The following is a 23,674-nucleotide window of genomic DNA, read 5'->3' as shown; positions in this document are numbered from 1 at the left end:
CAACATGCCCCAAGTGCCTTTCTTGCCGTCGTCTCTTTCATCCAACCCGAAGGAGACAGGCCGCGCACGCCGCTTTGCCCTTGAGGGGCTGGAGCCGCGTTGGCTGTTGTCGGCCACGCCAGTCGCCGCTGCTTTGCAGGCGGCTTTTCCTGTGCAAGAGCCAGAGCCCTTGTGGCATGAGGCGGTGCAGCCCACTGCGCTCAGCAGTGCAGCGGCCGAGCCTTCTGGGCAGTTGGACCTGAGTCAGGTCGATGGCAAGCCGGGTGTTTTTTCCGGCATCCTGGCGGCGGCGGGCGTCGACATGGGGCAGACCGGTGTGCTTTTGCCCAGCAGCTTGGGCAGCGATTTGGGGGAAGCTCGGCTGCAATCGGTGTATGGGCAGGCGCGTACGGCCGTGCAATCGTTTTTGGGGAACATCCTCGCCCAAGATCTCCAAGCCCTGTTCCCTGGGCAGGGCAGTGATGTCCAAGGGCTGTTGCACACCGAGTCGGTACGCCAAGACTGGTTGCAGGGGGCAGGCGGCGTCACACTGACGCTGGCCTCCAATGAACAGCTGGGCGGCGCCATGGCCGCATTCACCGGATGCGGCCCCTCGGGGGGGGCTGAAGTTTTTGTCAATCGCCAATGGCTCAATGGGTTGGCCACCGACGCGGACTTGCTGCGCGTGCTGGTTGAAGAACTCGGCCACGGTCTGGATTCGGCATTGAACGGCGAGACCGACAGCCCTGGTGACGAGGGCGAGCTGTTTGCTGCCCATGTGCTGGCCTTGCCGCTGGAGCCGGCGCAGCGCCAGCGCATGGCACTGGAAGATGACCGTGCCGTGTTGTGGTGGGGTATGAGCAGTTTTGTGGTGGAGCAAGCCAACTTCAGCACCAACCAAAACATCACCGGAGTCCAACTCGCTGGGGACAACACCATCAGCGGCAATGTGACGCTGACCTCCACTTACGTGAATGTGGCCAACCCTGGCAGCAATGGTTCCATGTACATCGGCGACCAAGGTGGCGCCAGCTTCCCCGTGACGTTCTTGGACGGTGATTCGGACGCCCCGCAGGTGGCCGACCACCTCACCATCAAAGCGACGGGTGTGGTGCGCTTTTACTCGGCCGTTGGCTTGAATGATCCTTTGGAGAGTTTGACCATCACGGCCAGCACGGTCACCCCCACTGGATCGCCCAGCGCGGTGATATTCGACCACGATGTGGTGCTGGCTGGCCCCTTGGTCATTGAAACCGACGGTCTGGTGACCTTTTCTGGCAAGCTCACCATCACGGGCGGTAGCCTGACCATTCGTGGCGCCTCTGAGATTCGCTTTAACAACACCGTCAACGTCAACGGTGGCAGCATCTTGTTGGAGGGCGACGAAATCGAGTTGCTGGCTGGCTCTACGCTCAAGTCCATCGGTGGCGTGCTCACCATGCGCACCACCACGCTCAACCTGGGCATGGAAGTGGGAAGCCCCGCCGGCGTGGCTTCGGAAAAACTCGACCTCAGCGCCACCGAGTTGTCCCTGATCAGCGCGGGCGGATTTTCAAAAATTATTTTGGGCCACCTGGACACCAACACGGGCCACGCGACTGTAGGCCAGGGTGCAGTCCGCATCGCTGGCTTCACGGGGGCAAACCAGTACACCTTTCATGCCCCGCTGGAGGTGTATGGCAATACCATCACCATTGAAGATATCTCCAGCGCGGCAAACCCTGGCTTGGCCATCAAGGGCTCGGTCAAGCTCGACGCCACCAGCCACATCGACATCCGCAACCGCTTGCTGGCGTCTACAGACCTGAGCCAGGCCAGCGCCTTGCAAAACATCACGCTCTATTCAGCCACGGGTCAGGTCACGCAAAGCAACGAAACCAACGCCAGCTTGGGCGATGGCCAAAGCAGCGAGCCCTTGCAGGGCGCGGCTCTTTTGGTGGACGCGGTCACTGGCATCAATTTGTTCGCCACCGAAGTCAACAGCGCCTCGCTGAGCAACTCCGGCAGCGGCAGCATTCGCTTGGTGGAAACCGCCGCCGGCGGCGCGTTGACCCTGCTGAAAGCCAAGCTCAGTGACACCAGCAACACCAGCGGCATGGTCTCGGTGCAAACTCTGTCCAGCACCGACGGCGACCTCACCCTGACCTTGGCCGCGTCCACCGACGTGTCCTCCCCCGGCTCGGTGAGCTTGCGCGCGGGCACGGCCCTGACGCTGGGCACCAATGCCGACTTGGTGCTCCCAGACGGTGCCGACGCCGGTACCGACCTTGACCCCATGGGGGGCACCCTGGACCTGCAGGCCGGGACGGCCATGGTCTTAACCGGCCGCTCGCTCAAGGCTGTGGGCGACGTACGGGTGCAAGCCGGAACCAGCTTGGCCCTTGGCAAAATCCAGAGCTCGGGCCATGTCGCGCTGATCGCGGGCAGCTCCATCACCGACGGTGATGCCGATACCCTGGTGGACGTGAGCGCCGCAGGCCTCCTGGTGCAATCCGGATCTGCCGGCGGCGTGGGCACCTCGGCCGACGCACTGGAGAGCACGGTGACCACCTTCACCGGAGCGGCTGGCAGCGGCGGCATTTTTGTGAATGAAACCGATACCCTGGTGGTCGACAGCTTGACGGTCACCGTCAACCGTCTGAGCAGCACGGGCACCAGCGGCACCGAAGCCAGCAGCCAGTCCGACCTGCGCACCACCTCAGGCAATGGCGCGATTGTGCTGAGCACGACGGCCGGCAGCTTGACCCTGAATGACGGCAACGCCGACGGTGTGGTGGTGAGCAGCCACGGCACGGGCCATGTGCTCTTGCAAACGCTGGGCGCGGGCACCGACATTTCGCTCAACGCCGATGTGACCAGCACCAACGGCAATGTGAGCGTGCGAGCCGCCCAGGCTTTGAGCTTTGCGGCAGACGCCGACGTGCGCACCGCCAGCACCGCGGCGGGCAACGGCCACATCGACTTGGAAGCCGGCACCGGCGCCATCACCATGAACGCCAGCAGCGTGTTGCTGAGCACGGGTGCCACTGCCGCCGCCCGCCTTTTGGCGGGCACGAGCGTGACGGTGGGTGACATTTCTGTGGCCAGCGGCGCGGTGAGCATCACGGCGGGCAGCAGTATTTTGGATGCCGATCCGGTGACCACGACCAACGACACCGACCCTGACATCACGGCGGTGAGCTTGCGGCTGAATGCGGGCACCGTGATCGCGGACAGCGTGAACCACCTGGAAACCACGGTGGGGACTTTGACGGCGAGCTCTGCGGGCAGCGTTTATCTGCTGGAAGCCGACGATTTGACGGTGGGCAGCGTGGCGGTGAGCGTGAACCGCGTGGGCTCGGCTGCTGCGGTGAGCACGGTGACGGATGCGGCACAGGCTGATGTGCGCACCAGTTTGAACGGCGCCATCGTGCTGCGCAGCACGGCGGGCAGCGTGACGCTGAACGACGGGGACGCGGACGGTGTGGCGATCAGCGCCAACGGCAGCGGCAACGTGTTGGTGCAGGCGATCAACGCAGGCAAGAGCATCACGGTTAACGCCGATGTGAGCAGCGAAGCGGGCAACCTGAGCGTGTTGGCTGGGCTTGATTTGACTTTGGGTGCCAACGCCGATTTGCGCATCACGGGCGCCACGCCTGGGACCGCCAGCATGGACGCGGAGGCCACGGCTGGTGCGTTGCTCATGAGCGCGAGCAGCACGATGAGCAGCGCCGGCACGGGTGCGACAGCCCGCCTTTTGGCGGGCACGAGCGTGACGGTTGGTGACATTTCTGTGGCCAGCGGCGCGGTGAGCATCACGGCGGGCAGCAGTATTTTGGATGCCGATCCGGTGACCACGACCAACGACACCGACCCTGACATCACGGCGGTGAGCTTGCGGCTGAATGCGGGCACCGTGATCGCGGACAGCGTGAACCACCTGGAAACCACGGTGGGGACTTTGACGGCGAGCTCTGCGGGCAGCGTTTATCTGCTGGAAGCCGACGATTTGACGGTGGGCAGCGTGGCGGTGAGCGTGAACCGCGTGGGCTCGGCTGCTGCGGTGAGCACGGTGACGGATGCGGCACAGGCTGATGTGCGCACCAGTTTGAACGGCGCCATCGTGCTGCGCAGCACGGCGGGCAGCGTGACGCTGAACGACGGGAACGCGGACGGTGTGGCGATCAGCGCCAACGGCAGCGGCAACGTGTTGGTGCAGGCGATCAACGCAGGCACCGACATCACGGTCAATGCCGACATTGTGAGTGGCGGCGGCAACGTGAGCGTGTTGGCTGCGCGCAGCGTGAGCTTGACCGGCACAGCCGACATTGTGACCAGCAGCACGGGCGCAGGCAACGGCAGCATTGATGTGTTGGCCGGCACGGGCAGCATCACCCAAAGCGCCACCAGCATGCTCCAGAGCACCGGCGCCACGGCCAGCGCGCGCCTCTTGGCCGCCACAGACGTGACGGTGGGTGACATTGATCTGAACACTGGCAAGGTGAGCATCACCGCCACAGCGGGCAGCATCTTGGATGCCGATCCGGTGACCACGACCAACGACACCGACCCCGACATCACGGCCAGTGCGCTGCGCCTGAATGCTGGCATGGGCATTGCGGACAGCGTGAACCACCTGGAAACCACGGTGGGTACGCTCAGCGCACGCGCAGGCAATGGTGGCATTTTCTTGTTGGAAGCCGACGCCTTGAGCGTGGACGATGTGGGTCTGAGCGTCAACCGTGTGGGCAGTGCAGCGGCTGTGAGCACGGTGAGCGATGCAGCTCAGAGCGACGTGCGCAGCACCGGCGGCAACGGCGCGATTGTGCTGCGCACGACGGCCGGCGCCATCACGCTCAACAACGGCACAGCGCCTGCTGACGACACCGCCATCAGCGCCAACGGCAGCGGCCATGTGTTGATCCAAACGCTGGGCGCAGGCACCGACATCACGGTCAATGCCGACATTGTGAGTGGCGGCGGCAACGTGAGCGTGTTGGCTGCGCGCAGCGTGAGCTTGACCGGCACAGCCGACATTGTGACCAGCAGCACGGGCGCAGGCAACGGCAGCATTGATGTGTTGGCCGGCACGGGCAGCATCACCCAAAGCGCCACCAGCATGCTCCAGAGCACCGGCGCCACGGCCAGCGCGCGCCTCTTGGCCGCCACAGACGTGACGGTGGGTGACATTGATCTGAACACTGGCAAGGTGAGCATCACCGCCACAGCGGGCAGCATCTTGGATGCCGATCCGGTGACCACGACCAACGACACCGACCCCGACATCACGGCCAGTGCGCTGCGCCTGAATGCTGGCATGGGCATTGCGGACAGCGTGAACCACCTGGAAACCACGGTGGGTACGCTCAGCGCACGCGCAGGCAATGGTGGCATTTTCTTGTTGGAAGCCGACGCCTTGAGCGTGGACGATGTGGGTCTGAGCGTCAACCGTGTGGGCAGTGCAGCGGCTGTGAGCACGGTGAGCGATGCAGCTCAGAGCGACGTGCGCAGCACCGGCGGCAACGGCGCGATTGTGCTGCGCACGACGGCCGGCGCCATCACGCTCAACAACGGCACAGCGCCTGCTGACGACACCGCCATCAGCGCCAACGGCAGCGGCCATGTGTTGATCCAAACGCTGGGCGCAGGCACCGACATCACGGTCAATGCCGACATTGTGAGTGGCGGCGGCAACGTGAGCGTGTTGGCTGCGCGCAGCGTGAGCTTGACCGGCACAGCCGACATTGTGACCAGCAGCACGGGCGCAGGCAACGGCAGCATTGATGTGTTGGCCGGCACGGGCAGCATCACCCAAAGCGCCACCAGCATGCTCCAGAGCACCGGCGCCACGGCCAGCGCGCGCCTCTTGGCCGCCACAGACGTGACGGTGGGTGACATTGATCTGAACACTGGCAAGGTGAGCATCACCGCCACAGCGGGCAGCATCTTGGATGCCGATCCGGTGACCACGACCAACGACACCGACCCTGACATCACGGCGGTGAGCTTGCGGCTGAATGCGGGCACCGTGATCGCGGACAGCGTGAACCACCTGGAAACCACGGTGGGGACTTTGACGGCGAGCTCTGCGGGCAGCGTTTATCTGCTGGAAGCCGACGATTTGACGGTGGGCAGCGTGGCGGTGAGCGTGAACCGCGTGGGCTCGGCTGCTGCGGTGAGCACGGTGACGGATGCGGCACAGGCTGATGTGCGCACCAGTTTGAACGGCGCCATCGTGCTGCGCAGCACGGCGGGCAGCGTGACGCTGAACGACGGGGACGCGGACGGTGTGACGATCAGCGCCAACGGCAGCGGCCATGTGCTCTTGCAAACGCTGGGCGCGGGCACCGACATTTCGCTCAACGCCGATGTGACCAGCACCAACGGCAATGTGAGCGTGCGAGCCGCCCAGGCTTTGAGCTTTGCGGCAGACGCCGACGTGCGCACCGCCAGCACCGCCGCGGGCAACGGCCACATCGACTTGGAAGCCGGCACCGGCGCCATCACCATGAACGCCAGCAGCGTGTTGCTGAGCACGGGTGCCACTGCCGCCGCCCGCCTTTTGGCGGGCACGAGCGTGACGGTGGGCGACATCACGGTGGCCACGGGCTCGATCAGCATCACCGCCACGGCGGGTGCGATTGTGGACGCGGACCCATTGACCGGTGCGACCAACGACACTGACCTTGACCTATCGGCAGTCAGCCTGCGCATGAGCGCAGGCTCGGCCATCGCGGCCTCGGACAACCACCTTGAAACGGCAGTGGGTACGCTGAGCGCACAGGCCGCTGGGGGCGGGGTGTTCATGCTGGAAGCCGACGACCTGACAGTGGGCAGCGTGGCGGTGAGCGTGAACCGCGTGGGCAGCACGGCAGCCGTCACTGCGGTGAGTGACGTTGCCCAAGCCGATGTGCGCACCACAGGCGCCAACGGCGCCATCGTGCTGCGCAGCACGGCGGGCAGCGTGACGCTGAACGACGGGGACGCGGACGGTGTGGCGATCAGCGCCAACGGCAGCGGCAACGTGTTGGTGCAGGCGATCAACGCAGGCAAGAGCATCACGGTTAACGCCGATGTGAGCAGCGAAACGGGCAACCTGAGCGTGTTGGCTGGGCTTGATTTGACTTTGGGTGCCAACGCCGATTTGCGCATCACGGGCGCCACGCCTGGGACCGCCAGCATGGACGCGGAGGCCACGGCTGGTGCGTTGCTCATGAGCGCGAGCAGCACGATGAGCAGCGCCGGCACGGGTGCGACAGCCCGCCTTTTGGCGGGCACGAGCGTGACGGTTGGTGACATTTCTGTGGCCAGCGGCGCGGTGAGCATCACGGCGGGCAGCAGTATTTTGGATGCCGATCCGGTGACCACGACCAACGACACCGACCCTGACATCACGGCGGTGAGCTTGCGGCTGAATGCGGGCACCGTGATCGCGGACAGCGTGAACCACCTGGAAACCACGGTGGGGACTTTGACGGCGAGCTCTGCGGGCAGCGTTTATCTGCTGGAAGCCGACGATTTGACGGTGGGCAGCGTGGCGGTGAGCGTGAACCGCGTGGGCTCGGCTGCTGCGGTGAGCACGGTGACGGATGCGGCACAGGCTGATGTGCGCACCAGTTTGAACGGCGCCATCGTGCTGCGCAGCACGGCGGGCAGCGTGACGCTGAACGACGGGGACGCGGACGGTGTGGCGATCAGCGCCAACGGCAGCGGCAACGTGTTGGTGCAGGCGATCAACGCAGGCAAGAGCATCACGGTTAACGCCGATGTGAGCAGCGAAGCGGGCAACCTGAGCGTGTTGGCTGGGCTTGATTTGACTTTGGGTGCCAACGCCGATTTGCGCATCACGGGCGCCACGCCTGGGACCGCCAGCATGGACGCGGAGGCCACGGCTGGTGCGTTGCTCATGAGCGCGAGCAGCACGATGAGCAGCGCCGGCACGGGTGCGACAGCCCGCCTTTTGGCGGGCACGAGCGTGACGGTTGGTGACATTTCTGTGGCCAGCGGCGCGGTGAGCATCACGGCGGGCAGCAGTATTTTGGATGCCGATCCGGTGACCACGACCAACGACACCGACCCTGACATCACGGCGGTGAGCTTGCGGCTGAATGCGGGCACCGTGATCGCGGACAGCGTGAACCACCTGGAAACCACGGTGGGGACTTTGACGGCGAGCTCTGCGGGCAGCGTTTATCTGCTGGAAGCCGACGATTTGACGGTGGGCAGCGTGGCGGTGAGCGTGAACCGCGTGGGCTCGGCTGCTGCGGTGAGCACGGTGACGGATGCGGCACAGGCTGATGTGCGCACCAGTTTGAACGGCGCCATCGTGCTGCGCAGCACGGCGGGCAGCGTGACGCTGAACGACGGGGACGCGGACGGTGTGGCGATCAGCGCCAACGGCAGCGGCAACGTGTTGGTGCAGGCGATCAACGCAGGCAAGAGCATCACGGTTAACGCCGATGTGAGCAGCGAAGCGGGCAACCTGAGCGTGTTGGCTGGGCTTGATTTGACTTTGGGTGCCAACGCCGATTTGCGCATCACGGGCGCCACGCCTGGGACCGCCAGCATGGACGCGGAGGCCACGGCTGGTGCGTTGCTCATGAGCGCGAGCAGCACGATGAGCAGCGCCGGCACGGGTGCGACAGCCCGCCTTTTGGCGGGCACGAGCGTGACGGTTGGTGACATTTCTGTGGCCAGCGGCGCGGTGAGCATCACGGCGGGCAGCAGTATTTTGGATGCCGATCCGGTGACCACGACCAACGACACCGACCCTGACATCACGGCGGTGAGCTTGCGGCTGAATGCGGGCACCGTGATCGCGGACAGCGTGAACCACCTGGAAACCACGGTGGGGACTTTGACGGCGAGCTCTGCGGGCAGCGTTTATCTGCTGGAAGCCGACGATTTGACGGTGGGCAGCGTGGCGGTGAGCGTGAACCGCGTGGGCTCGGCTGCTGCGGTGAGCACGGTGACGGATGCGGCACAGGCTGATGTGCGCACCAGTTTGAACGGCGCCATCGTGCTGCGCAGCACGGCGGGCAGCGTGACGCTGAACGACGGGAACGCGGACGGTGTGGCGATCAGCGCCAACGGCAGCGGCCATGTGTTGCTGCAAGCCCAGGGTGCCGGCAGCGACTTGTCAGTGAACGCCATGGTTCAAAGTGGGACCGGTCACATCACCCTCAAGGCCACAGACGCCATTGATGTCTCGGCCAATGTGAAAACCGCCAGCATCGGCAACTTGAGCGTGAGCGCCGGCGGCGCGCTGACGCAATTGGGCAGCACCACCTTAGAAGCCACTGGCAGCAGCTTGCGCCTGAGCGCGGGCCAAGACCTGACCCTGGGCAATGTGGTGGCCAGCCAGGTCAGTCTGGTGTCTGCCGGCGGCGCGGTGATCAATGCGGTGGGCAGCAGCAAAAACGTCGCTGCCACTGTGCTGCGCATCGCTGCTGACGATGCGGTGGGCACGTCAGCGCGAAGTTTGAGTACTTCTGTTCGCACGCTGAGTGTGGCCAGCACGGGTTCGCAATCGACAGGCGTCTTCCTGACCGAAGACAACGGCTTGACCTTAGGATCCGTCAGCGTGAGCGTGACCGAAGTCACCAGTGCGGGCGCAGCCGCGAGCAGTGTCACCAGCGACGCCGCGCAAAGCAGCGTGATGGCCGGTGGCAACAGCGATATGCGCTTGCAATTGTTGGCGGGTGATTTGGTATCGACCGATGCCAGCCAAAGTCTCAAAGCCACGCGTTTGCTGTTGCAAATTGACGCGGGCAGCGCAGGTGCTAACACACTGCAAAAACAAAATCTACTGGGTTCTGTCATTGACGTCAAAGCCACCGCCGCCGTGGACAATGTGGCCGAGTTGCAGCAGTTGGCCGATGCGGTGGCTGCGGTGCTGTCCGCCGTGGTGGGGGGGGCCGGCCCCAGCGTCGCGCAGCTGCATGCCTTGGGCGTGACAGGCGTGACGCCTCAAAACCTGGCCGCTGTGCACCGGGCCCTGCAAGCCACGGCTGAAGACGGCTCAGGCGTCGACAGCTTGAGCGAGTTGCAAGCGGTGGTGACCCAGGCCCAGCTGGTCCAACCACCGGTCAGTCTGACTCAGTTGGCCGCCATCCAACAGGCGGCCGAAGACAACAACGCCACCGAAGGCAAGCCCAGTCTCACCGACTACAGCCAAGCTGCAGGCACAGGCAATGGCGGTGTGCTGCGCGTGACCGCTGCCAACATCGCGTCCATCAACAGTGTCCTCAACACACCTGGTGTGGGCAGCGCACAGGTGGACACCGTGGCCGAAGTTCAGGCGGTGGTGGATGCCTATGCCAAGGTATTGAATGCGGCCGACGCTGTGGACAACGACACGCTCAAGCCGCTGTTGGCAGACTATGCCGTGCTGGGCATCACGGGTGTGGACAGTGCACTCAAGGTCAGTTTGCTCGGGGATGTGATCGACATCACTGCCCGCATCCATGTCGATACCGCAGCCGAGTTGCAAGTTCTGGCTGATGCAGTCTCGGCCACGCTGGCCGGTGTGTTGGCGGCCAACCCGGCGCCCAGCTTGGTTCAGCTCCAAGCCCTGGGGCTGACGGGCTTGAGCCCGGCCAATCTGGCGGCCGTGCAGCTGGCGATTCGCAATACTTCTGACGATGGCTTGGGCGCCGACACCTTGCCCGAGCTGCAAACCTTGGTGAATGGCTTGGCACCAGTGGCTCAAACCCTTGGGGGTGCGGCCATGAACAACAGTGCCACCGAGAGCAGTCCCAGCTTGGCCACCTACACCGGGGCCGGCATCACTGGTGTGACATCGGTCAATCTGGCGGCCATCAACAGCGCGCTCAACAGTGCCAACGTGGGCGCACCAGAGGTGGACAGCGCCGCCGAAGTTCAGGCGCTGGTCAATGCTTACCTTGAGGTTCTGACTTTGGCCGACGGTGCGGTCAGCGCGGCTGACAAACCCACCCGTGCAGAATACGAGTTGTTGGGTGTGTCTGGCTTGAGTGCCCCAGTGGTGGCCCTGGACGTGGGTACTCTGGCGCTGCGCGTGCAGCCCACAGGCTCAGGTTCGGCATTCTTGAGCAATGTGGGGGCCTTGGACCTCAACACCGTATTGGGTGTGGCTGGCGCCCAGGTGGGCGGCGACTGGGTGCTGACCTCCGGCACCTCGGCCACCAGCCTGAACGTGCAAGCGAATGTCATCACGGGCGGCGCCTTGCGCCTAGACTCTCGTGGCAGCATGAGCGTCTTGGCCGATGTGCAAGCCCAGGGCAGCCTGACCTTGTTGGCCGCTGGCAGCATGGACACGGCTGTGGTGGCTGATGTGTTGACCCTCACCGGCGACGTCACCCTCTACGCTGCCGCAGCCATGGACCTGGCCGGCGATGTGACCAGCACCCAGGGCAGTGCCTGGGTACAAGCGGGCACGGGTCTGACGTTTGAAACCCTCAATGCCGAAAATGGCAAGGTGGTTTTGCAAGCAGGCAACGCCATCCTGGGTAAAACCGCCGCTGTAGACGTTCGCGCTAACGCCTTGCTGGTTCTGGCAGGCCTGGGTGCAGGTTCTGTGGCCAATCCGCTGCGGGTCTCGGTGTCTGAGCTGAGTGTGTCAGCGGGTGGCGACGGTGCGAGTTTGGTGCAAAAAGACGAAGTCGGGCGCGTGGACGGCTTGACAGTGGCCAATTTGCAAAATCAAAGTGTTCAGGTCGTCGGTGCCAATGCCTTGCTCAGCACCTGGGGGCGCAGCCAAAGTGGTGTCACGGTCTCAAGCGGCGGCTCTTTGTCCATCTCGGCCGACACCGATTTGTCGATTTCATCGGCTGTCGATGTGGGCCAAAACATCAGCCTGACAGCCCAAGATATCGCAGTATCTGCCACGACCCATGCGCGCAGTGGTGACATCACCGCCACTGCCGACTTGATCAGCGGTTCCATCGCTGTCTCGGCTATCACCCAAGCCGGCGATGACATCAGTGCATCAGCCAACTCGATTTCCGTGACGGCAGCCACAAGCGCTGGCGACGACATCACTTTGGTCGGTGACTTGATCACGGTGGGTGCGGCAGTCGTGGCTGGCGGCGACCAGAGTTTGCGCGCGATTTCGACATTGAACGCCTCAGGCCTTGGCCGCGTGCAAAGCGGCAATGCAGCCACCGTTTACATGGGCGTGAGCGCGGGCTCCATGACCCTGAGCGCAGGCAGTGTGGTGAGTGCTGGCAGTGGTGGGGCTTCCCTGACGGCGAGCCAAGATGTGAACCTGCGTGGCCAAGTGCTGGCAGCCAGCACCTTGGATGTGCTGGCTGGGGGCGCCATTGACATGATCACGGGATCGGGCGTGGGCCGCTCGCAAGGCAACATCACCGCCATTGGCAATGTCCGGATGGAAGCGGGCAGTGAGATGAAGCTGGGCAGCATGGATGCGTCAACCGCCTCTGTGGCCCTCAAAGCGGGCACTTCCATCTCAGACGGTGACAACGACAGCGCCTCGCCTCAGATCGATGTGAGTGCACTGGGCTTGTTGGTGCAAGCCGGTGCGGCAGGTGGTGTGGGCAGCGCCAGCGATGCGTTGGACATCTCTGTGAACACCTTCACTGCGCTGGCCGGCAGTGCTGGCGTGTTTGTGCTCGAGTCCAACGACTTGACTGTTGACAACGTCAGTGTGAGCGTCAGCCGCATTGACACCGCGGGCGCCAGCACCGCCGTTCCCATGATGGACCAGTCTGATGTTCGCACCACGGGGGGCAACGGCGCCATTGTGCTGCGCACCACAGCGGGCAGCATCACGCTGAACAACGGGACAGCGCCCGATGACGACAGCGCCATCAGCGCCGATGGCACAGGCAATGTGTTGGTCCAAGCTCTGGGTGCGGGCACGGACATCACGCTCAACGCCGACATCAGCAGCGGCAGCGGTAACCTGAGCGTGTTGGCTGCACGAAACGTGAGTTTGACGGGCACGGCCGACCTGCGCACCACCAGCACGGCGTCTGGCAGCGGCAGCATGGACGTGCAAGCGATCACGGGCAGCATCACGCAAAGCGCCACCAGTCTGTTGACGAGCACGGGCGCCTCTGCCACGGCACGCCTGTTGGCGGGCACCGATGTGGTGGTGGGTGACATTGATCTGAGTCTGGGACAGGTGAGCATCACCGCCAGTGCAGGCAGCATTGTGGATGCCGATGTGGTGAGCACGCTCAACGACGTGCAGCAAAACATCACGGCCGCCAAACTGCGTTTGAGTGCGGGCATGGGCATTGCAGGCAGCGTGAACCATCTGGAAACCACGGTGGGCACCTTGACGGCCCGGGCCGCAAACGGTGGGATTTACCTGCTCGAAGCCGACGACCTGACGGTGGGCGATGTGGGTTTGAGTGTCAACCGCGTGGGCAGCAATGCGATCACGGCCACGGTCAACAGCACAGATGCGGTGCAAAGCGATGTGCGCACCACGGGGGGCAACGGCGCCATTGTGCTGCGCACCACAGCAGGCAGCATCACGCTGAACAACGGGACAGCGCCCGATGACGACAGCGCCATCAGCGCCGATGGCACAGGCAATGTGTTGGTCCAAGCTCTGGGTGCGGGCACGGACATCACGCTCAACGCCGACATCAGCAGCGGCAGCGGTAACCTGAGCGTGTTGGCTGCACGAAACGTGAGTTTGACGGGCACGGCCGACCTGCGCACCACCAGCACGGCGTCTGGCAGCGGCAGCATGGACGTGCAAGCGATCACGGGCAGCATCACGCAAAGCGCCACCAGTCTGTTGACGAGCACGGGCGCCTCTGCCACGGCACGCCTGTTGGCGGGCACCGATGTGGTGGTGGGTGACATTGATCTGAGTCTGGGACAGGTGAGCATCACCGCCAGTGCAGGCAGCATTGTGGATGCCGATGTGGTGAGCACGCTCAACGACGTGCAGCAAAACATCACGGCCGCCAAACTGCGTTTGAGTGCGGGCATGGGCATTGCAGGCAGCGTGAACCATCTGGAAACCACGGTGGGCACCTTGACGGCCCGGGCCGCAAACGGTGGGATTTACCTGCTCGAAGCCGACGACCTGACGGTGGGCGATGTGGGTTTGAGTGTCAACCGCGTGGGCAGCAATGCGATCACGGCCACGGTCAACAGCACAGATGCGGTGCAAAGCGATGTGCGCACCACGGGGGGCAACGGCGCCATTGTGCTGCGCACCACAGCAGGCAGCATCACGCTGAACAACGGGACAGCGCCCGATGACGACAGCGCCATCAGCGCCGATGGCACAGGCAATGTGTTGGTCCAAGCTCTGGGTGCGGGCACGGACATCACGCTCAACGCCGACATCAGCAGCGGCAGCGGTAACCTGAGCGTGTTGGCTGCACGAAACGTGAGTTTGACGGGCACGGCCGACCTGCGCACCACCAGCACGGCGTCTGGCAGCGGCAGCATGGACGTGCAAGCGATCACGGGCAGCATCACGCAAAGCGCCACCAGTCTGTTGACGAGCACGGGCGCCTCTGCCACGGCACGCCTGTTGGCGGGCACCGATGTGGTGGTGGGTGACATTGATCTGAGTCTGGGACAGGTGAGCATCACCGCCAGTGCAGGCAGCATTGTGGATGCCGATGTGGTGAGCACGCTCAACGACGTGCAGCAAAACATCACGGCCGCCAAACTGCGTTTGAGTGCGGGCATGGGCATTGCAGGCAGCGTGAACCATCTGGAAACCACGGTGGGCACCTTGACGGCCCGGGCCGCAAACGGTGGGATTTACCTGCTCGAAGCCGACGACCTGACGGTGGGCGATGTGGGTTTGAGTGTCAACCGCGTGGGCAGCAATGCGATCACGGCCACGGTCAACAGCACAGATGCGGTGCAAAGCGATGTGCGCACCACGGGGGGCAACGGCGCCATTGTGCTGCGCACCACAGCGGGCAGTTTGACGCTCAGCGACGGCAATGCCGATGGCGTGGCCATCCATGCCCACGGCAGTGGCACTGTGCTCCTGCAAGCTCAGGGCAGCGGCAGTGACTTGGTGGTCAATGCGGCGGTGCAAAGCGCCACGGGTCACGTCACGGTCAAGGCTGCAGACGCCCTGAATGTGTCGGCCGACGTGGTCACCGCCGGCGCTGGCACCCTCAGTTTGGCCGCTGGTGGGGCGCTGACCCAACTTGGCACGACCACCATAGAGGCCACCGGCAGCAGCTTGCGCATGAGTGCAGGCCAAGACCTGAGCTTGGGTAATGTGGTCGCCAACCAGGTCAGCCTGGTGTCTGCGGGCGGCGCTGTCGTCAATTCGGCGGGCAGCAGTCAAAATGTCACCGCCACGGACCTGCGCATCGAGGCCGCCAATGCGGTGGGTACTTCTGCGCGCAGTCTGAGTACCTCGGTGAGCAGGCTCAGCGTGGCCAGCACGGGTTCTCAATCTGCGGGCGTGTTCCTCACGGAAAACAATGGCCTGACTTTGGCGCCTGTTGGCGTGAGCGTGACCGAGGTCAGCACCACGGGTGTGGCTCAGGCCAATGCCACCAGTGATGCTCCGCAAAGCCGTCTGAGCGCAGGCGGCGACAGCGACATGCGCCTGCACTTGTTGGCCGGTGACTTGGTGGCGGCCGATGCTGGCCAAAGCCTCAATGCCACGCGCTTGCTTTTGCAGGTGGACGCAGGCAGCGTGGGCACCAGTGCCCAGGTGATCCCCTTGAACGTGGGCACTTTGGCCCTGCGTGTGCAGCCCGCCGGCACCGGTTCGGCTTTCTTGAGCAATGTGGGTGCCTTGAATGTGGCCACGGTGTTGGGTGTCACAGGGGCTCAGGTGGGCGGTGACTGGGTGCTCAGCTCGGGCAGCTCGGCCGATAACTTGCGCGTACAAGGCAGCGTGACCACGGGCGGCGCACTGCGTTTGGATTCGCGCGGCAACCTGATCGTGCAGGGCGATGTCACCACCCATGGTGGCTTGACCTTGGTGGCTGCAGGTACGCTGGACACCTCTGTTGGGTCTGATTTGCTCAGCCAAACGGGCGATGTTTATTTGTTGGCGGGCACAGCCATTGACTTGGCTGGCGAACTGACCAGCAACCAAGGCAGTGCTTGGGTGCAAGCCGGCTCCGATTTGTCACTGAATACAGTCCATGCAGCCACCGGCAAAGCGGTGCTGCTGGCAGGCACCGGCTCTGTCATGGGCAAGACCTCGGCTGTGGATGTGCGTGCCTTGGTCTTGCTGGCGCAGGCGGGTCAGGGCCTAGGCTCTGAGGCCAACGCGCTGCGGGTGTCGGTGTCAGACTTGAGCCTGTCGGCCGGAGCTGGCGGCGTGAGCATGGTGCAGCAGGATGAAGGTGTGCGAGTCAGCGGCGTGACAGTGACCAGCTTGCAAAACCAGACCGTCCAAACGGTCAGCGCCAACGCGGTGTCGATCCCGGTGGTTCGCAGCCAAAGCGGCATCACCGTCACGGACCTTGGCTCCTTGCAGTTCAGTGCCGAGAGCCGCATGCGCATGGATGAGGGCGTGAGCGTGGCGCGAGACATCAGCCTCACGGCAGATGCCATTTCTGTGGCGGCGACGGTGGTGGCAGGGGGTGTTGTCAGTGCGCGTGCAGTCTCCGATCTGACGGTCACGTCAGTGGGGGGCGTGACCAATGGCACAACCGCTACCCTGCACATGGGCGTCAGCGCAGGCACCATGACCTTGAGCGCAGGCAGCGTCGTCCAAGCTGGCAGCGCAGGGGTGTCCCTGTCCGCCAGCCAGGACATGAAACTGTTGGGCCAAGTGCTGGCCAGCGGCAGCCTGGATGCCTTGGCCGGACGTGATATGGCTTTGAGTTGGGGCACGGGCTCCAACCGCACTGAGGGTGTGGTGATCGCATCGGGCAATGTGCGCTTGGAGGCGGGCAGTGCCATGGCGCTGGGCCGTGTGGACGCATCTGGCGCTTCTGTAGCCCTCAAAGCGGGCACCACCATCACCGACGGTGACAGCGACGACGCCACGCCACAAGTGGACGTCAAGGCGCTGAACTTGTCTGTGCAGAGTGGTACCGATGTGGGCACCGCAGGCGATCGCATCGACATGGCGGTGGGCACCTTGGCCCTGCAGACCACAGCAGGTTCTGCATTCATCAACCAAACCCAAGCGCTGTCTGTCTCCGCCTTGACCGTACCCATCAAGCGCATCTCGTCCAACGGCACAGCACTGGATCATCCTGACACGGGCGTGGTCTTTGACGGCCTGTCCTTGCAGGGCAACCTGACCATGGAGCTTTTCAGCGGCGACCTGACTGTTGGCGGTCAAGGCCTGCAAGCCACTGGCTCGGTCAACTTGCAGCTCGTGGGCGCGGTGCTCGATGGTGACGCCAACGGCGATACGGTGGACATCACGGCAGCGGCCTTGACGGTGACAGCTGCGGGCCTGGGGACGGCCGCCAGCCGAATGGAAACCTCACTCGACAGCCTGACCGCGACGGTGGGCACGGGTGGCGCGCACGTGGTGGAGAGCGACGCCTTGTTGGTCAGCAGCCTGAGCAGCACGGGCGCGGTGAACCTGACGACGACGGCAGCGGCCAGCGATTTGAGCGTGGCCAGCCTGAGCGCGGGCGGCCAGAGCGTGACCCTGGTCAGCCAGGGCGCGGTGCTGGACGGTGATGCGGGCAACGACGGCTTGGACATCACGGCAGCGGCCTTGACGGTGACAGCTGCGGGCCTGGGGACGGCCGCCAGCCGAATGGAAACCTCACTCGACAGCCTGACCGCGACGGTGGGCACGGGTGGCGCGCACGTGGTGGAGAGCGACGCCTTGTTGGTCAGCAGCTTGAGCAGCACGGGCGCGGTGAACCTGACGACGACGGCAGCGGCCAGCGATTTGAGCGTGGCCAGCCTGAGCGCGGGCGGCCAGAGCGTGACCCTGGTCAGCCAGGGCGCGGTGCTGGACGGTGATGCGGGCAACGACGGCTTGGACATCACGGCAGCGGCCTTGACGGTGACAGCTGCGGGCCTGGGGACGGCCGCCAGCCGAATGGAAACCTCACTCGACAGCCTGACCGCGACGGTGGGCACGGGTGGCGCGCACGTGGTGGAGAGCGACGCCTTGTTGGTCAGCAGCTTGAGCAGCACGGGCGCGGTGAACCTGACGACGACGGCAGCGGCCAGCGATTTGAGCGTGGCCAGCCTGAGCGCGGGCGGCCAGAGCGTGACCCTGGTCAGCCAGGGCGCGGTGCTGGACGGTGATGCGGGCAACGACGGCTTGGACATCACGGCAGCGGCCTTGACGGTGACAGCTGCGGGCCTGGGGACGGCCGCCAGCCGAATGGAAACCTCACTCGACAGCCTGACCGCGACGGTGGGCACGGGTGGCGCGCACGTGGTGGAGAGCGACGCCTTGTTGGTCAGCAGCTTGAGCAGCACGGGCGCGGTGAACCTGACGACGACGGCAGCGGCCAGCGATTTGAGCGTGGCCAGCCTGAGCGCGGGCGGCCAGAGCGTGACCCTGGTCAGCCAGGGCGCGGTGCTGGACGGTGATGCGGGCAACGACGGCTTGGACATCACGGCAGCGGCCTTGACGGTGACAGCTGCGGGCCTGGGGACGGCCGCCAGCCGAATGGAAACCTCACTCGACAGCCTGACCGCGACGGTGGGCACGGGTGGCGCGCACGTGGTGGAGAGCGACGCCTTGTTGGTCAGCAGCTTGAGCAGCACGGGCGCGGTGAACCTGACGACGACGGCAGCGGCCAGCGATTTGAGCGTGGCCAGCCTGAGCGCGGGCGGCCAGAGCGTGACCCTGGTCAGCCAGGGCGCGGTGCTGGACGGTGATGCGGGCAACGACGGCTTGGACATCACGGCAGCGGCCTTGACGGTGACAGCTGCGGGCCTGGGGACGGCCGCCAGCCGAATGGAAACCTCACTCGACAGCCTGACCGCGACGGTGGGCACGGGTGGCGCGCACGTGGTGGAGAGCGACGCCTTGTTGGTCAGCAGCTTGAGCAGCACGGGCGCGGTGAACCTGACGACGACGGCAGCGGCCAGCGATTTGAGCGTGGCCAGCCTGAGCGCGGGCGGCCAGAGCGTGACCCTGGTCAGCCAGGGCGCGGTGCTGGACGGTGATGCGGGCAACGACGGCTTGGACATCACGGCAGCGGCCTTGACGGTGACAGCTGCGGGCCTGGGGACGGCCGCCAGCCGAATGGAAACCTCACTCGACAGCCTGACCGCGACGGTGGGCACGGGTGGCGCGCACGTGGTGGAGAGCGACGCCTTGTTGGTCAGCAGCTTGAGCAGCACGGGCGCGGTGAACCTGACGACGACGGCAGCGGCCAGCGATTTGAGCGTGGCCAGCCTGAGCGCGGGCGGCCAGAGCGTGACCCTGGTCAGCCAGGGCGCGGTGCTGGACGGTGATGCGGGCAACGACGGCTTGGACATCACGGCAGCGGCCTTGACGGTGACAGCTGCGGGCCTGGGGACGGCCGCCAGCCGAATGGAAACCTCACTCGACAGCCTGACCGCGACGGTGGGCACGGGTGGCGCGCACGTGGTGGAGAGCGACGCCTTGTTGGTCAGCAGCTTGAGCAGCACGGGCGCGGTGAACCTGACGACGACGGCAGCGGCCAGCGATTTGAGCGTGGCCAGCCTGAGCGCGGGTGGCCAGAGCGTGACCCTGGTCAGCCAGGGCGCGGTGCTGGATGGTGATGCGGGCAACGACGGCTTGGACATCACGGCAGCGGCCTTGACGGTGACAGCTGCGGGCCTGGGGACGGCCGCCAGCCGAATGGAAACCTCACTCGACAGCCTGACCGCGACGGTGGGCACGGGTGGCGCGCACGTGGTGGAGAGCGACGCCTTGTTGGTCAGCAGCTTGAGCAGCACGGGCGCGGTGAACCTGACGACGACGGCAGCGGCCAGCGATTTGAGCGTGGCCAGCCTGAGCGCGGGCGGCCAGAGCGTGACCCTGGTCAGCCAGGGCGCGGTGCTGGACGGTGATGCGGGCAACGACGGCTTGGACATCACGGCAGCGGCCTTGACGGTGACAGCTGCGGGCCTGGGGACGGCCGCCAGCCGAATGGAAACCTCACTCGACAGCCTGACCGCGACGGTGGGCACGGGTGGCGCGCACGTGGTGGAGAGCGACGCCTTGTTGGTCAGCAGCTTGAGCAGCACGGGCGCGGTGAACCTGACGACGACGGCAGCGGCCAGCGATTTGAGCGTGGCCAGCCTGAGCGCGGGTGGCCAGAGCGTGACCCTGGTCAGCCAGGGCGCGGTGCTGGATGGTGATGCGGGCAACGACGGCTTGGACATCACGGCAGCGGCCTTGACGGTGACAGCTGCGGGCCTGGGGACGGCCGCCAGCCGAATGGAAACCTCACTCGACAGCCTGACCGCGACGGTGGGCACGGGTGGCGCGCACGTGGTGGAGAGCGACGCCTTGTTGGTCAGCAGCTTGAGCAGCACGGGCGCGGTGAACCTGACGACGACGGCAGCGGCCAGCGATTTGAGCGTGGCCAGCCTGAGCGCGGGTGGCCAGAGCGTGACCCTGGTCAGCCAGGGCGCGGTGCTGGATGGTGATGCGGGCAACGACGGCTTGGACATCACGGCAGCGGCCTTGACGGTGACAGCTGCGGGCCTGGGGACGGCCGCCAGCCGAATGGAAACCTCACTCGACAGCCTGACCGCGACGGTGGGCACGGGTGGCGCGCACGTGGTGGAGAGCGACGCCTTGTTGGTCAGCAGCTTGAGCAGCACGGGCGCGGTGAACCTGACGACGACGGCAGCGGCCAGCGATTTGAGCGTGGCCAGCCTGAGCGCGGGCGGCCAGAGCGTGACCCTGGTCAGCCAGGGTGCGGTGCTCGATGGTGACGCCAACGGCGATACGGTGGACATCACGGCAGCGGCCTTGACGGTGACAGCTGCGGGCCTGGGGACGGCCGCCAGCCGAATGGAAACCTCACTCGACAGCCTGACCGCGACGGTGGGCACGGGTGGCGCGCACGTGGTGGAGAGCGACGCCTTGTTGGTCAGCAGCTTGAGCAGCACGGGCGCGGTGAACCTGACGACGACGGCAGCGGCCAGCGATTTGAGCGTGGCCAGCCTGAGCGCGGGCGGCCAGAGCGTGACCCTGGTCAGCCAGGGTGCGGTGCTCGATGGTGACGCCAACGGCGATACGGTGGACATCACGGCAGCGGCCTTGACGGTGACAGCTGCGGGCCTGGGGACGGCCGCCAGCCGAATGGAAACCTCACTCGACAGCCTGACCGCGACGGTGGGCACGGGTGGCGCGCACGTGGTGGAGAGCGACGCCTTGTTGGTCAGCAGCTTGAGCAGCACGGGCGCGGTGAACCTGACGACGACGGCAGCGGCCAGCGATTTGAGCGTGGCCAGCCTGAGCGCGGGTGGCCAGAGCGTGACCCTGGTCAGCCAAGGCGCGGTGCTCAATGCGAACTCGTCCAGCAGCGCCGTGAACATCACGGCAGCGGCCTTGACGGTGACAGCTGCGGGTTTGGGCAACGTCGCGCTTCCCATGAATACCTCGGTGAACAGACTGGGTGGCGAGCTGGGAACGGGCGGTATGAGTCTGGATAACAGCGTTGCTTTGCTGGTCAAAGACTTGACCACCACGGGCGCCGTGATCTTGAGCGCAGACGGCGATTTGAGCGTGGCTGCTTTCAATGCGACCGGTCAAGCCGTGAATTTGAATGCGACGGGTGCCGTTCTCGATGGCAACATTGGATCCGAGGGTGTAGAGCTCAAAGCTGGCAAGTTGACGCTCAATGCCACTGGCCTGGGCAGCCAGGCCAGCCCCTTGAAAACCAACATTGACAGCCTGACGGCTGCGATGGGCGCAGGCGGCGTTTTCATGAAGGACGCAGATGCTGTGGAAGTGCTGGGCATCAGCGGCAGCGGCCCCTTGAACGTGCAAGCCCCAGTGGGTGCCTTTGAGGTCAAACGCGATTTGGTGCTGAGCAGTCCTTTGGTGCTGCAAAGTGAAGACATTCAAATCAGTGCCAACATGAGTGGCCCGCGCCTTGACGTGGTCACGCCCACCTTAGCGGGAGCTTCTGAATCCATGCCTTTGGTGCTGGGCTCTTTGGTGGCCAATGTCACGCCTGATAACGGTGTGCACATCAGTTCCCAAGAGGCTGCCCGCCTGCAATTTGACACCATCGTGCTGGGCACCAGTCAGGCGGATCAAGCCATTTGGTTCCAAACCACGCCAAATGATGCCAGCGACCGGCTGACCTTCACAAGCAAAGTGGCGGTGGAGACCCTGGGCAACACCCGCTTCAGCGGTCTGGTCACGGGCACGGGTCTGCAGGTGAAGGGGCCGGGCCACACCACCTTCCTCGACGATGCTGATATTTTGCAAACCAAGGATGTGGTCATCAATGACCGGGTGGTGGTGACGAAAACATCGCTGGTGGAGGTCATTGGCGGCAAGCTCAGTCTGCATGGTGGCTTGACTGTCCAGCGCGATCAGACCCTGACGCTGCTGGCCAGTGAGATCGACTTTGGCCCGTTTGTGACGGGCACCGGCGTGGCCATTGTGTTGGAAGAAGGTGCCACCTTGGTGCTGGGTGCCACCCGCATCACCTGGGACCGTGAGGTGACGTTCGACAGCGATGGCGGTCATGTGGTCTTGCGCGGCGCGCCAAACACCACTCAGTTGCAATTGCGTGACAGGCTGCCGGATGCGGCGCCGCTGGATTTTGCACCCAGCGCTCTGGACTTCGCGGTGTGGATGAATTGGTTGGCGGCTGACCAGGACGGCGATGCCGGACTCCGCAGCCTGACTCTGGGCGATGCGGCCGCCATCACCCGCATTCCTTCGGCCAAACCCTGGACCATTTTGGAAGCGGACAGCGTGATCTTGCGTGGCACCACTGTGCACCTGGGCAGCGCCGGTGAGCCCGACTGGACCTTGACCCAGTCTGCCGTGCTGCGCGCCACGGCCGGCTCGTTGGACTTGCATGTGGGCCTGGACGCCATGGGCGATGTGTCGCTGGTGTCCACCACCGGTCAAGTGCGCATGGGTGCAGACGTGGCGGTGGTCGCCGTTGGCGCTGTGGCCATGAGTGCGGCCACGGGCATGGTGGTCGGTCACCTTGATTCAGAACAGCGCATCGACCTCTACAGCCACAACGCCAACGGTCCACAAGGCAGCATTGTTTCGGCCGCAGCCGCAGCATCGGGCGATGCCCATGTCACGGCGCCAGCGGTGTCTGTGCATGGTTACGGTCAGCGCTGGGCCACGGCCGATACCGCTCAGATGCTCACAGTGAATGCCCAGGCCCTGCAGGTGTCGGCGCCTTCTGGTGTGGCCTCGCGCGGACTGACCTCGAGCGGTATGGTTTATCGACTGATGGACCAGGGTGTTGGGTATTTGCAAGTCAAGTTGGTCGGTGAAGCGCCACAGCGCGTGATGGTGTCTGCCAGCCAGGTGCAAACCGAGCTGACCGCCATCCGCGAAGGCTTCACACCCGCATTGGCCTGGCAGCCTGCAGGCCAGACTGTGGGCTTGGCTGCTTGGGTGCCCATTTCGGTCAGTCGCTACTTGCTCAGCCAGCCAGCGCCCGTGTCGATCACCCCTTCCACTTTCATGGCCGATTCCACCGATGACCTGCTCAGCGATATGGCCTATGGCCTGTCGCCCGACGACAACACGGTGGTCTTGTCTTTGGAGCTGGATGCGCCTTTGGTGCGCAGCACGGGACAGTTGTTGACAGAATCGGATTGGACCTTGTTGCCGCAGTGATACGATAATTGACTATTA

Annotated in this window: 1 protein-coding gene; it reads left to right on the top strand. The window is 64.8% G+C overall.

Going from position 1 to position 23,674, the window contains the following annotated elements; translation table 11 throughout:
- The first annotated feature begins 4 nt into the window (after nucleotides 1-4).
- Nucleotides 5-23,656 carry a hypothetical protein gene (locus ACHEXK_RS11135; RefSeq protein ID WP_416546172.1) on the top strand — a complete coding sequence of 7,884 codons (23,652 nt, stop codon included), beginning with the start codon at nucleotides 5-7 and terminating at the stop codon, nucleotides 23,654-23,656.
- The last annotated feature ends 18 nt before the right edge of the window (nucleotides 23,657-23,674 follow it).

This window comes from Limnohabitans sp. DCL3 (assembly GCF_048019295.1).
GTDB lineage: Bacteria > Pseudomonadota > Gammaproteobacteria > Burkholderiales > Burkholderiaceae_C > Limnohabitans_A.
The sequence above is the reverse complement of the archived record's forward strand: the minus strand, read 5'-3'. Positions and strand labels throughout refer to the sequence as shown.

What these genes read in the sequence shown, in the direction of transcription:
- ACHEXK_RS11135 (WP_416546172.1), top strand. Translation starts at nt 5, where the DNA reads ATGCCCCAAGTGCCTTTCTTGCCGTCGTCTCTTTCATCCAACCCGAAG.